Annotated in this window: 13 protein-coding genes; 12 read left to right on the forward strand and 1 reads right to left on the reverse strand. The window is 47.8% G+C overall.

Features of this window, described 5'->3' with window-relative positions:
- The first annotated feature begins 47 nt into the window (after positions 1–47).
- On the forward strand, positions 48–554 hold the full coding sequence (locus IGI66_RS02490; RefSeq protein WP_010781865.1) for a DNA-3-methyladenine glycosylase I: 507 nt from the start codon (positions 48–50) through the stop codon (positions 552–554).
- Positions 555–610: 56 nt separating this feature from the next.
- On the opposite strand, the gene IGI66_RS02495 is transcribed toward IGI66_RS02490, so the two are convergent.
- Entirely contained in the window at positions 611–1,384 is a 774-nt protein-coding gene (locus IGI66_RS02495; RefSeq protein ID WP_010781864.1) for a DeoR/GlpR family DNA-binding transcription regulator, read from the reverse strand.
- A gap of 372 nt (positions 1,385–1,756) precedes the next feature.
- Between IGI66_RS02495 and IGI66_RS02500 the strand changes: the two genes are divergently transcribed.
- From IGI66_RS02500 to IGI66_RS02550, 11 genes are all read left to right on the forward strand, one after another.
- Positions 1,757–2,830: an alcohol dehydrogenase catalytic domain-containing protein gene (locus IGI66_RS02500; RefSeq protein ID WP_086306136.1), complete on the forward strand. Its 1,074-nt coding sequence runs from the start codon at positions 1,757–1,759 to the stop codon at positions 2,828–2,830.
- 28 nt (positions 2,831–2,858) lie between these two features.
- Positions 2,859–3,290: a PTS sugar transporter subunit IIA gene (locus IGI66_RS02505; protein ID WP_438847393.1), complete on the forward strand. Its 432-nt coding sequence runs from the start codon at positions 2,859–2,861 to the stop codon at positions 3,288–3,290.
- Positions 3,291–3,328: 38 nt separating this feature from the next.
- Positions 3,329–3,802: a PTS sugar transporter subunit IIB gene (locus IGI66_RS02510; protein ID WP_438847394.1), complete on the forward strand. Its 474-nt coding sequence runs from the start codon at positions 3,329–3,331 to the stop codon at positions 3,800–3,802.
- Positions 3,803–3,828: 26 nt separating this feature from the next.
- The gene (locus tag IGI66_RS02515) at positions 3,829–4,596 is read left to right on the forward strand and encodes a PTS mannose/fructose/sorbose/N-acetylgalactosamine transporter subunit IIC (RefSeq protein ID WP_010781860.1); all 768 of its coding nucleotides are present in this window, start codon (positions 3,829–3,831) and stop codon (positions 4,594–4,596) included.
- Positions 4,596–5,453, forward strand: a complete 858-nt coding sequence (locus IGI66_RS02520) for a PTS system mannose/fructose/sorbose family transporter subunit IID (protein WP_010781859.1) — start codon at positions 4,596–4,598, stop codon at positions 5,451–5,453. Before IGI66_RS02515 ends, IGI66_RS02520 begins: the two co-directional genes overlap by 1 nt.
- Positions 5,454–5,536: 83 nt before the next feature.
- Positions 5,537–6,595, forward strand: coding sequence for a zinc-dependent alcohol dehydrogenase (locus IGI66_RS02525; protein ID WP_301516895.1), 1,059 nt, complete (start codon positions 5,537–5,539; stop codon positions 6,593–6,595).
- Complete coding sequence (locus IGI66_RS02530; RefSeq protein ID WP_438847397.1) at positions 6,589–7,461, forward strand: class II fructose-bisphosphate aldolase; 873 nt, start codon at positions 6,589–6,591, stop codon at positions 7,459–7,461. Before IGI66_RS02525 ends, IGI66_RS02530 begins: the two co-directional genes overlap by 7 nt.
- A 287-nt stretch (positions 7,462–7,748) precedes the next feature.
- Positions 7,749–8,408, forward strand: a complete 660-nt coding sequence (locus IGI66_RS02535) for an endonuclease III domain-containing protein (protein ID WP_114525325.1) — start codon at positions 7,749–7,751, stop codon at positions 8,406–8,408.
- Between the two features lie 105 nt (positions 8,409–8,513).
- Complete coding sequence (map, locus tag IGI66_RS02540; RefSeq protein ID WP_114523882.1) at positions 8,514–9,266, forward strand: type I methionyl aminopeptidase; 753 nt, start codon at positions 8,514–8,516, stop codon at positions 9,264–9,266.
- A 222-nt stretch (positions 9,267–9,488) separates the two neighbouring features.
- A complete protein-coding gene (locus IGI66_RS02545) occupies positions 9,489–10,478 on the forward strand; it encodes a hypothetical protein (RefSeq protein ID WP_438847399.1) in 990 nt (329 codons plus the stop codon).
- Between the two features lie 164 nt (positions 10,479–10,642).
- Positions 10,643–12,415 carry an oleate hydratase gene (locus tag IGI66_RS02550; protein WP_438847401.1) on the forward strand — a complete coding sequence of 591 codons (1,773 nt, stop codon included), beginning with the start codon at positions 10,643–10,645 and terminating at the stop codon, positions 12,413–12,415.
- The last annotated feature ends 15 nt before the right edge of the window (positions 12,416–12,430 follow it).

The raw sequence follows: 12,430 nt of genomic DNA on the forward strand, positions 1-12,430 counted from the left end.
TAAGGACGTGTCGTTTCGCAGGGTCAAGAAGCAGGAGGTGCAGAGGAATGAAAAAATCGCAATGGTACAGTGATCAGTGGGGAAAGCCGACACATGACGATCGCTTGCTGTTTTTATTGCTGACGGTGGGGGTTTTTCAAGCAGGGTTAAGCTGGCAAGCTGCCGCAGGCAAACGAACGGTGTTTGAACGGAATTTTTGCGGCATGGATTTTCGCAAAGTTGCGGCTTTTTTCCCAGAAGATGTCGAGCAGATCGCCAAGGACCCTGAGATGATCCGCAATCATCGAAAGATCAAGGCAGTGGTGCAAAACGCGCGTGCGATCGTAGGGCTCTTAGACGATTACGACAGCTTCGCAGCGTATCTGTGGGATTTTGTCGGCGGTGTGCCCATCCTTCATACGTATGAAATGTCTGATGAGGTTCCGAATACCTTGCCGGAGGCGACAGTGATCGCGAAAGACATGAAAAAAAGAGGCTTCACCTTCGTCGGCCCCGTGGTCACCTGCATGTTCTTAAAAGCGGCGGGGATCATCCAAGACCAAGTCATGGCGTAAAAAATAGAAAGTACCGTTTATGTTGTAGGCTCCCTACAGCATAGACGGTGCTTTTTTTAAATACTTTCGATGCGTTTGATGCCATTTTTGTACATTTCATCCATCAGCTTCTTATCGGTCTGATCGTCGGTGATCAGCAAGTCGATCTGGTCAAGCGGCAGGAAGGTGTACAGGGCGCGGCGTCCGATCTTTGTATGATCGGTCACGACGATCTTCTTTGCGGAGGCATCGATCATGTTTTTCTTCGTGGTGATCAGCAGCTCATTAAAATGCGTCAAGCCCTTTTCGACATTGAGGGCTGGCGTGGCAATGAAGACCTTATCGACACTTAGCTGTTTAAGGGAGTCATTGGCAATTTGTCCGTTCAACATAAAGCTGTCATGGAAAAGGGTCCCGCCAGTAACGATGGTGGTGATGTTTCGATTGGAGCGTAAGACAGAGGCGATGTTGACATCGTTGGTGATGATCGTAATGTCTTGCAGCTGGGGCATCTCATTTAGAGTTCGTGCGATCTGTAGAGTCGTCGTCCCCGAATCTAAGATGATGGCTTCCCCGCTGTTGATGTAATTCGTGGCGTACTTTCCGATACGGGTCTTCTCCAGCATATTTTCAGTGGCACGATCTTCAAAGGCGGGTTCGTCCTGTTTGATGCTTGCGGGAACGACGCCGCCGTGAATCCTGACGACTGAGCCTTGCGCTTCAAGTTCATCAAGATCTCTGCGGATCGTCGTCTCATGCACTTTAAAAAGTTCAGACAATTGGGATACAGAGATAAATTGCTTCTTCTCAATGGTTTCCAGTAATTTTATTCGACGCTCTCCTGTTAGCATTTTTCTTCATCCTCTCGCTTTCGCAGTAACAATTGTTACTTGAGAAAGGCGTTTTCATCCCCTAGTCTATGGAAAATAATGGAAAGTGTCAATATATAAAGCCTCTAAACGTGCAAAAACGAGCTTTTATGAGTATCTCTATTCTGACAATCATGTAAGGAGACGAGCGAGAGACTAAAAGCGTTAATGTAGTCCAATCAACCAGAAGCGTGTTTTTTTATATCAAGAAAAAGATTGACGAGTCAAATAATCGAAGGCTTTCACCATGATATTTTAAAAATAAAGCGTTTACAAAATGATGTATTCGATGATATACTCGTTTACGAGCAATAAAGAGTTTTAATGAGCGCTCGAAAACGAGGAGGAAGATGAATGGGACAGTCGGTTGAATCAACAGTTTTTAGTCTGGTTGAGCCAGGAGTAATTAAAGAAGTAACTAAAACGCGAGCCCTTCCAGAGGGTTGGGTAGCGGTAGAACCAACATATGCAAGTATCTGCCATGCAGATCTAAGATATTTCGCAGGGCTGCGTCGTCCAGAGGCTTTAGCGAAGAAATTACCGATGGCGCTGCTGCACGAAGGAATCGGCGTCGTGACAGACAGCCAATCGGAAAAATTCTCCGTGGGGGATCGGGTCGTTGTTGTACCGAATATCCCTGGTCAGATCCTGCATCCAGAGATCGATCAGAAGCCGGATGTGCCAGTGAATTATTCAAAAGGGAACGCCTTTTTAGGAAGCGGTTACGATGGTATGGCGCAAAGTCGTCTGGTCCACCCAGAAGAATGTCTGGTCCGGATTCCAGAGGAGATTCCTAATGAGATCGCCGTGTTAGCGGAACTTTCGTCTGTTTCTCATCATGCGATCAGTCATGTTGAAGACAAATTGAAAAAAGCCGATACACGAGTGGCACTTTTTGGAGATGGCCCTGTCGGCTACTTTACGGCAGTGATGTTGAAATACTTATATGGAGTAGACGCGGAGCGCTTTGTTGTCTTTGGTGCCGCAGATGATAAGCTTGCCAATTTTGATTTCGCGCGAACAGAAAATGTTTTGACTTACGATTTTGAACATTCAACAGAGAAATTTGATGTTTTGATCGAATGTACTGGCGGGAAATTCAGCGAAAGTGCATTGAACCAGGCGATCGAGATCGCGGATTCGTTAGCAGACATCATTTTCATGGGTGTTACAGAAGAATTAGTTCCGATCGACACACGGGATATTTTGGAAAAGGGCATCACGGCTCACGGAAGCAGCCGGTCCTCAACGCGTGATTTTGAAGCAGTCGTTGAAGGCATGAAAAAACCTGAGTACCGAGCAGCGTTGAGTAAAATCTTGCCTGAGCAGATCGTTGAGATCTCGGCAGGCGAAGACTTTAGAAAAATGATGGCGAAGTTTGTTGAGAACCCAGGCTGGAACAAAACAGTGATGCACTTTAATTGGTAACAGAGACGAGAAAAGGGAGGTGTCGTAGATGAAAGGAATATTGATCGTTACTCATGGCGAGATGGCGACAGGGATCATGGATAGCTTGAGCCTGATCATGGGCGAACAGGAGCAATACCAGACATTGGGTCTGAAGCACGGCGATGACATTGTAGAATTCAGTGAAAAGATCCAAGCAGGGATCTGTGGGCTGGATAAAGGAGACGGGGTATTGGTGCTGGTCGATTTGTTTTCAGCAAGTCCTTATAACCAAGCGGCCCTTTGCTTCAATAAGTTGAAGGACCACCGCTATCGTTTGATCTCTGGCGTGAATCTGCCAATGATCATCGAATCCTTCAATCAGCGGATGATCGGTGCGGATCTGGACACGATGTATCAAGCAGCGATGACCGCAGGCAAGGATGGGATCAAAGAATTTTTAGAGGAAATGGCGAAGCTGGAGAATAAAGCGAATCTATAAAAAATAGACCCTATAAAAAGAAGAATGGATGTGTAGAAATGGGAGAAATCGTATTAGCAAGAATCGATGATCGTTTGATTCATGGGCAGGTAATGACAGCCTGGCTGCAATTTACAGGAGGAAACCACATCGTTATCGTGGATGACGCAACAGCAGGGGATGAGTTCACGAAGTCGATCATGTCAATGGCCGTACCAAACGGCATCAAGTTGTCGATTTTAGGTGTAGCAGACGGCGCGGAATTATTAGCCGCGATTCCAGACGGCCACCGCATCATTGTTTTGGCGAAAGAGCCGCAAACGTACTTGCAGCTGATCGAAAATGGCGTGACCTTCGATGAGATCATCATTGGCGGCATGGGCGCACGGAAAGACCGCAAGACGTTCCACAAAAATATCTCGGCTTCTGAAGAAGAAAAGGAAACCTTCCGAGGAATCATCTCGCACGGCGTAAAAATGAAGATCCATGTTATTCCTGACCAAGGGTCACAAGCAATTGAAGGATTGCTATAAAATAATTTCATAAAGGAAGTGGAGAAATGAAAATTAGTCTTATCCAAGCAATTTTAATCGGTGTCGTTTATTATCTTGGAATCAATGGGACCCCCTGGCTGTCATTGGTGGGGACCCATGGATGGATGCGTCCATTAGTCAATGGGACGGTGGTAGGGTTGATCTTGGGTGACCCCGTTCAAGGATGTATCATCGGGGCAGCGATCAACTTGCCGTATCTAGCCTTTATCTCAGCCGGCGGGACTGTAGCGATGGACCCGGCACTTGCAGGGACATTGGGCACGGCGTTGGCAATGGCGGCAAAAGTTGAACCGGCTGTTGCTGTGACATTGGCTGTACCGATCGGATTATTAGGGACACTGATCTGGGTAGCACATATGACGGTAGATATTACGTTCGTCCATATGGCGGATAAAGCAGCTGAAGAAGGAAAAATCGATCGGATCAACTGGCTTCACATCGTTCCACCGCAATTATTTTTACTATTGATCACTGTTGTACCGGTTGCACTGGCGGCTTATCTAGGCGCGGATGCAGTAGAAGGAATCGTAGACGCGTTGAGCGGTCGTCCGTTGGATGTTCTTTCAGCGATCGGCGGGATTCTGCCAGCGTTAGGGATCGCGATGAACTTACGTGCCATGAATGGCAAGGGAACGCTGTTGTTCTTTACCTTTGGCTTTATGCTGGCCATCTACTCTGGCTTGCCATCTGTGCCGATCGCTGTATTCGCAGGGATCATCGGGTATGTCTTCACGGAATTGTATTTGAAAGATAAAAATGGAGGGCTGGTGTAATGGATCAGACTGCAGAAGTAAAAAAAGAAAAGCTATTAACGAAAAAAGACGTTGTGAAAGCCTTCTGGCGTTGGACCTTCTTTTCTCACGCCAATTATAACTATGAACGTCTGCAAGCGACAGGTGTCGTCCATGCCTTCAGTCCGATCTTAAAAAAATTGTACGGCAAAGACGAAGATGAGATGAAATCTGCATTGGAACGCCACATGCAGTTCTTCAACACAGAGCCTTCCTTTGGCGGTCCGATCTTAGCAATGACGATCGCGATGGAAGAAGAACGGGCGCTTGGTGCGGACATCAATGACCAAACCATCAACGGCTTGAAAACGGGGCTGATGGGACCGTTAGCAGGGATCGGTGATACGTTATGGCAAGGAACCTTGATCCCGATCCTGCTGTCCTTCACGTTGCCATTCGGGGCGGACGGGAACATTTTTATGGGACCCGTGATGTTCTTCGCGCTTCACTGGATCATTATGACGGTCATCGCCTACTTCCTATGGATTCAAGGGTATGAGCAAGGGAAGGAAGGGATTCAAAAGATGATGGCAGGCGGCCGCTTGTCCTACATCATGACCTTCTCGCAAACCTTAGGGGCGATCGTGATCGGCTCATTAGCAGCGAACTTCGTAAAAATCGCGACGCCACTGAGTATTCATTTGAGTGGGAAGGAAAACCTTTCGATCCAAACGGATGTACTGGATGCGCTGGTCAAGGGAATCTTGCCGCTGGGCGTGACCTTATTGACCTACTATTTATTGAAGCATAAAAAATACACACCAACCAAAGTATTAGTCATCCAAATCGTTGGCGGCGCGATCTTAGCCGCGATCGGCTTGATCGTAAACTCAATATAAGCTGGAAACGACGTTAGGAACATGATACACAGGTATCTGACGTCGTTTTTTCTGATGGCGGAAGAAGGAAAGGGCGAATAATTTTGAAAACAGCAGTGTTTTATGATGTGAAGAAATTGGTGGTGGAGGACACACCACTACCGGAGCTTCCAAAGGATAAACTATTAATGAAGATCGATACCTGTGCTATCTGTACTTGGGAGCAGCGGGTCTATACGGGTGTCAAAAAAGTGGACTATCCTTTTATCGGCGGCCACGAAATCGCAGGCGAGATCTTTCAAGTAGGAGAAGCTGTCGAGGGGGATTGGAAGGCTGGCGACAAAGTAGTCTTTGGCACAAATCTGGCGTGCGGTCATTGCTACTATTGCCGTGTCGGAGAAGAGCAAAATTGCCTGAATTTCGACCACAGCAAACAACAGCCGGGCTTGCCTCACAAAGGAATGGGCGGCTTGTCTGAATATTTAGTCGTTGATCCGGCGAATATTTTCAGTTACCAGCACGTCCCGGCAGAAGAGGCGTCATTAACAGAGCCCCTGTCCTGTGTGCTCCACAGTGTCGAGACGGCAGAGGTTGATTTCGGGGACTACGTACTCGTCGTGGGTGCCGGGATCATGGGGATGCTCCATCTGCAATTGGCACAAAAAAGAGGGGCGATCGTGATCGTATCTGATCCAAATGAGGCGCGGCTGGAATTAGCGAAAACCTTGGGCGCTGCTCACGTGGTCAATCCCATCAAAGAAAACTTGACGGAGAAAGTCTTGGCTTATACAGAGAATCTGGGGGCGCAGATCATTTTTAACACCACGCCGATCTCAGGCTTGATCCCCGGGTTGCTGGAGAGTCTGTCGAACACGGGAACGATGATGCTCTATTCTTCCTATTATCCAGATGAGCCTGTGGGGATCACCTTCGACCATATCCATAAAACCGGTCAGCAGATCAAAGGAACAGCGAATTCCAACAAGCGGGACTTTATTCGTGCCGCTCGTATGATCAGTCACGGCGTTGTGGATGTGAAGCCGTTTATTACGAAAATCTATCCGCTGAGTGAGATCGAAGCGGCTTTTGAGGAAGCAGTAAATACGGAAGCATTTCGGATCGTGATCGACTTTGAAGAAGAAAGAGAGGGCAAAGGATGTTAGTGACAGTCAAAGAATTGTTGGCAGAAGCAGAGGAGCAGCAGCGAGCAGTCGGTGCTTTCAACGTTCCCAATCTGGAAGCGGTGCGGGGCGTGATCCAAGCCGCGGAGATGCTGAAGGTCCCGGTGATCCTTCAGCATGCAGAAGTGCATGAATCCCTCATTTCGATCGAAGAGATCGGCCCGGTGATGGTCCATTTCGCAAAAGAAGCGTCAGTTCCCGTGGCTGTACATCTGGATCACGGATCGAGTCTTGCCGAATGCATCAAGGCGATTCGTTTGGGCTTCACCTCGATCATGTACGATGCCTCGTTGAAGAATTACGAGACAAATGTAAAGGAATCGTCTGAGCTCGTCCGCATCGCCCACAGCGTCAATGTGTCTGTCGAAGCGGAGCTGGGGGAGATGACGAATTCGACCGTGGGCAGCGGAGAAGGGCGCGCGTCAGAAGAAGGCGCGATCGGCAACCAAGACCTGTTCACCAACCCGCAGCAGGCCCAAGACTTTGTTGAAGCGACAGGCGTGGATAGCTTGGCGATCTCCTTCGGCACCGTCCACGGAAAATACTTCGCAGAGCCGAATCTAGATTTTGACCGCATCGCGGCGATCCGTGCAACAACTGGGAATCGCCCTCTGGTCATGCATGGCGGTTCAGGTGTGTCTGAGGAAGATTACAAACAGGCGATCGCTGCCGGCATTCGCAAGATCAATTATTATACCTATATGAATCTTGCTGCTGGTCAAGCGCTGGAACGGGCGATCGAGGAGCAGCCGAAAGAAGAACTCTTTTTTGATGAATTTTCTTTGGCTGCCACTGCCGCGATCAAAGAAAATGTAGCCAAGGCCTTACGAATATTCAACCGTTTATAAGCGATGTAACTCCGACTGTTGGAGAGGACAGTCGGAGTTTTTTTGCTTGCTAGAGAGAATTTCTTAAGAATTCTGCGGGACAGTAAAAAAGCTGTCCTCTTTTTTTTTATTTTTTCAAGGAGAAATCTGCGGGTCTTTTTGTCATTCAAACAAGCGCTTTTTGTTATTCTTTCGCCGCAAATAGCCCCCGTCATTTGCGATAGTTCTACTTTCCGTCATAAATTGTTACTATAATATAGAAAGAATAAAGAAAGAAGCACCATCTGGAGAGAATGCGAGGGGAAAAAATGATCACCAATATCGAGGAATTGTACGCGGCCTTTCGCCAAGTCATGGAAAATAAGCGCTGGTGGGACACGGACAACAAGTGGGAGATCCTGCTAGGCGCGATCTTGGTCCAGAACACGAATTGGCGGAATGTGGATTACGCCTTGGTCAATCTAGAGGAAGCGACACAATTTTTACCAGAGAAAATTTTAGCGTTGGAGCTGGATGAGCTGCAGGATCTGATCCGGCCAAGCGGCTTCTACAAGGGCAAGTCGGCGACGATCATGGGCGTACTGACTTGGTTGAAGGAGAATCACTTTGATTTGGAGGCGGTAGCTGGGAAGTCGTTTTCGGAGCTGCGCAAAGAGCTGTTGGCGATCAAGGGGATCGGGGAAGAGACGGCAGATGCCCTGTTGGTGTACGTCTTCGATCATTCGACGTTCATCGCGGACAAGTACGCGCAGCGATTGTTTGAGAAGTTCGGCGTTGCTTTTTCCGGCTATAAGCAATTAAAACGGGCGGTCCTGTGGCCGTCCACGATGGACACGCTCAAAGCACAGAATCTCCATGGCTGGATCATCGAGTATGGACAGGCCTATTTGAAAACTGACGAACGCTGGCAGGCAGGACCTTTAAAAGAGTTTAAGCTAACGTTAAGCGAAACCGCCGATCCGAAGTAAAAAAGCGTCGATCCTTTTCTTCAAAAACAATTCGTGGTATAACTTTTCAAGTGTTATGATAGAAAGCGCAAGGCAATGAAATAAATCAGAATAAGAGGCAAACAGATGGTGACATTAAAATCCGCACGAGAAATCGAGCAAATGAAAGAATCAGGGGCTATTTTAGCCGGTATACATAAACAACTGCGGGACATGATCGTTCCAGGGATTACAACCAAAGAGATCGATCAATTTGTCCAAGAAAAAGTCGAAGAAGCAGGCGCAGTGGCCGCTCAAATCGGCTTTGAAGGCTATGAATTCGCGACGTGTACAAGTGTGAATGACGAGATCTGTCACGGGTTTCCGTCAAATTATCGTTTGAAAGCAGGCGATGTGCTGAAGGTCGATTTCTGTGTCGACTACCATGGTGCGATCTCTGATAGCTGCTGGACCTATGCAGTCGGCGAGATCACGCCCGAACATCAGGCCTTGATGGATGCAACGAAAGAAGCCTTGATGCTCGGTATCGCGCAAGCACAGGTCGGCAATCGTGTAGGCGATATCGGTCATGCGATCCAAACGTATGCAGAAGGAAAAGGCTACGGCGTCGTGCAAGATTTTCTTGCCCACGGCATTGGCCCAACGATCCACGAAGAGCCCTTCTTCCCGCATTTCGGAACAGCCGGTAAAGGCCCGCGCCTAAAAGAAGGCATGACGATCACGATCGAACCAATGATCACGACTGGAACATGGGAGGCTGGCATTGATGGAAATGGCTGGACAGCCCGCACGCTGGACGGCAGTTTTTGTGCCCAATACGAGCATTCCATCGCGATCACAAAGGATGGTCCAGTGATCATGACAGAACAAGACGCATAACGAATAAAAGGAGGATTCGGAGCATGTCCGATTCCTCTTTTTTTGTTATTTTAAAACGCCTCTTTTTTCTATTTTTTGCTCCTTTTTTCTTACAAACAAATTACCCAAAGCTTTTCACTTTTTTAAAAAATAAAAGTATTTAAAAAAACGTTTACAAACGTGTTATCTTAAGCTTATCCTATAATTAGTTAAATGAACACGTAAGAGATGGAGGATGGGAACATGGATGTTAAAAAATTAGGTACGCGGCAGTTATTCTTGATGAAACGGGAATCGTTGGAGAAGAAGATCGTGACTTACTACGAACAATCCGGGAATGGGGATTCTGTGATCGAGTATTTGGTCGCGGTCATGGTGCGGAATGCGCTAAATTTGACGGGAGCTTTTTCTTTTCTCTGCAAAGACCTGCTTCGAGACCTCTTTTTAACAGTCGAGCCGACAGACACCCTGCGTCTCTTTCTGCCCTTTTTCAAGGAATACTTTGAATCCAAAGAATGGGATGGCTTGATCAAGCAGTATTTTGGAAGCCCTTCCGAATATTTTTCCCAGACAGAAATGATCCGCTCCTTCAAGAATGCCTTTGAGAGACAGGGCGGTTTGGACCTTTACAGAGAGGGGCTTGTGTATGACATTCGTTCCCGTTTTGAGGATGCGGCGGGCAAGCGCCATCTGCTGACGATTCGCGATGTCGATCCTAACAAAGAGGAGACATTGGTGGCGGAAATTCTGGAAGTGTTGACGCTGTTGAGTATCTTTGAGGTAGACGGCGTCCGAAAATTCGTGGCATTAATTGATTACAAAGGCGGCGGTCATGTGGAGACGACTTCCTACAAGGTTGGCAAAGCCAAACAAGCAGAAGAAGACACAGTTGTTGAAGAAGCGCCTACAAACACGAAAACTGAAAAACAGCCAGTCGTCGCTGCCGCCACAGCTCCATCGCCGAAAAAATCCAACAAGCTGTCTTACGAAGAAGCCGCGGCGATCGTCGAGGCGGAGTATCCGCTGCCGGGGGAAGAAGCTTCGAGCACAGAAAGTCCGTCCCATAACACCGTCGAACTCCCGCCAAAACCGAAGTCATCTCACGTGCGTTTCGATAAGACCCCTGAGCAAGTAGAGGAAGAGCAGCGGAAGAAAAACCTCAAACGAAGACTGGATAAGCAACAAGGGAAGAAAAAGGACAGCCGAACCAAGCGAAATAGGAAACGAAAATAACCACGTGAAGAGTCCGAAGCATGGCCGCAGAGCTGTGATAAACAAGCTGTTTTTTGACAGATTCATCGATTAGTCAAACTTTTCCAAGACGAGAAGGCGTCTTGTTTTCAATAAAATTTTCCGACTGGTATTCTGAATTTAGAATATAAGAAGGAGGAATCATCATGAGATATACGAATGGAAATTATGAAGCATTTGCAAGACCTAGAAAACCGGCTGGCGTAGACGAAAAGAGCGCCTATATCGTCGGAGCAGGATTAGCTGGGCTAGCGGCGGCTGTTTTTCTGATCAGAGATGGTCAAATGAAGGGCGAACGTATCCACATTTTTGAGGAACTGTCCTTATCTGGCGGCTCGTTAGATGGCACCTTCATTCCCCACGACGGCTTTGTGACGCGAGGCGGCCGCGAGATGGAAAATCATTTTGAATGTCTATGGGACTTGTTCCGTTCCGTGCCATCGTTGGAAGTGGAAGATGCGTCGGTCTTAGATGAATTTTATTGGTTGGACCATGATGATCCAAATTCATCCAATTGTCGGATCATCCATAACCGCGGCGAACGTGCGGCGGATGATGGCGACTTCACCTTGTCGAAAAAGGCGCAAAAGGAATTGGTCGATTTGTTTATGACTTCTGAGGATCAATTGGTCGGCAAAAAGATCGAAGACGTCTTTGGCGAGGAATTCTTTGAATCGAACTTTTGGCTGTATTGGTGTTCGATGTTTGCCTTTGAGAAATGGCATTCTGCGATCGAGATGCGCCGCTACGTGATGCGCTTCATCCACCATATCAAAGGCTTGCCAGATTTCACGGCGTTGAAATTTACCCGCTACAACCAATACGAATCGTTAGTAAAACCGTTGTTGTCTTTCTTGAAGGAGCATGGCGTGGACTTCCAATATGAAACGAAGATCACCAACATCCAAGTCGATGCTGCGCCGGATAAAAAAGTGGCGAAGAAGATCCAGCTGACACGGGGAGGAAAAGCAGAAGAGATCACATTAACAGGAAATGACCTCGTCTTTGTGACGAACGGGTCCATCACAGAAAGCTCCACAGAAGGCGACCACCATACTCCGGCACCTATCACCCATGAGCTGGGAGGCAGTTGGAACCTGTGGAAGAACTTAGCGAAGCAATCAGATGAATTCGGGCACCCCGAGGTCTTTTGCGAGAACTTGCCGGATGAGAGCTGGTTTGTCTCTGCGACTGTGACATGGGAAAACTTTGACATCGAACCTTATATCTCTCGTTTGACGAAACGGAAACTACGGACGGGAAGCATCGTGACCGGCGGGATCATCACCATCAAGGACTCCAACTGGCTGATGAGCTTCGCGACCCATCGTCAACCGCACTTTAAAGAACAAACGGATCAGCAGACAGTTACTTGGGTATACGGTCTCCTGTCCAACACACCGGGGAACTACATCAAGAAGCCGATCGAACAATGTACGGGTCAAGAGATCGTGCAGGAATTGATGTACCACTTAGGCGTTCCAGAAGACGATATCCAAGCCTTCTCTGAAAAATCCTGTGTGGTGGTTCCTGTCTATATGCCGTTCATCACCTCGTACTTCATGCTGCGTGAACCGGGGGATCGTCCGTTGGTCATTCCGAACGGTTCAGAAAATCTGGCCTTCATCGGGAACTTTGCCGAAACGGAACGGGACACGGTCTTTACTACGGAATATTCTGTGCGGACAGCGATGGAAGCCGTCTACAGCTTCTTAGATATTGAACGGGGAGTGCCTGAAGTCTTCGCCTCTGCTTACGACATTCGGACGCTGGCGAACTCCGTCTATTACCTAAGCGACCGCAAGAAGCTCTCTGAGATGGACCTGCCATATGTAGAGAAAAAAGTATTGGGGCATTTCGTCAAGAAGATCGAAAACACGTATATCGGAGATGTGTTGAATGACAATCATTTATTGTAAAAGGAACAACGCGTT

Origin of the sequence: Enterococcus sp. AZ048 (genome assembly GCF_051715125.1) — a bacterium.
GTDB classification, from domain to species: Bacteria; Bacillota; Bacilli; order Lactobacillales; family Enterococcaceae; genus Enterococcus_A; species Enterococcus_A gilvus.

Excerpts from the sequence above, each read along its gene's own strand:
- IGI66_RS02545 (WP_438847399.1), top strand. The coding sequence starts at position 9,489 with ATGGATGTTAAAAAATTAGGTACGCGGCAGTTATTCTTGATGAAACGG.
- IGI66_RS02520 (WP_010781859.1), top strand. The coding sequence starts at position 4,596 with ATGGATCAGACTGCAGAAGTAAAAAAAGAAAAGCTATTAACGAAAAAA.
- IGI66_RS02505 (WP_438847393.1), top strand. The coding sequence starts at position 2,859 with ATGAAAGGAATATTGATCGTTACTCATGGCGAGATGGCGACAGGGATC.
- IGI66_RS02530 (WP_438847397.1), top strand. The coding sequence starts at position 6,589 with ATGTTAGTGACAGTCAAAGAATTGTTGGCAGAAGCAGAGGAGCAGCAG.
- IGI66_RS02495 (WP_010781864.1), bottom strand. The coding sequence starts at position 1,384 with ATGCTAACAGGAGAGCGTCGAATAAAATTACTGGAAACCATTGAGAAG.
- IGI66_RS02550 (WP_438847401.1), top strand. The coding sequence starts at position 10,643 with ATGAGATATACGAATGGAAATTATGAAGCATTTGCAAGACCTAGAAAA.
- IGI66_RS02515 (WP_010781860.1), top strand. The coding sequence starts at position 3,829 with ATGAAAATTAGTCTTATCCAAGCAATTTTAATCGGTGTCGTTTATTAT.
- map (WP_114523882.1), top strand. The coding sequence starts at position 8,514 with ATGGTGACATTAAAATCCGCACGAGAAATCGAGCAAATGAAAGAATCA.
- IGI66_RS02510 (WP_438847394.1), top strand. The coding sequence starts at position 3,329 with ATGGGAGAAATCGTATTAGCAAGAATCGATGATCGTTTGATTCATGGG.
- IGI66_RS02500 (WP_086306136.1), top strand. The coding sequence starts at position 1,757 with ATGGGACAGTCGGTTGAATCAACAGTTTTTAGTCTGGTTGAGCCAGGA.
- IGI66_RS02490 (WP_010781865.1), top strand. The coding sequence starts at position 48 with ATGAAAAAATCGCAATGGTACAGTGATCAGTGGGGAAAGCCGACACAT.
- IGI66_RS02535 (WP_114525325.1), top strand. The coding sequence starts at position 7,749 with ATGATCACCAATATCGAGGAATTGTACGCGGCCTTTCGCCAAGTCATG.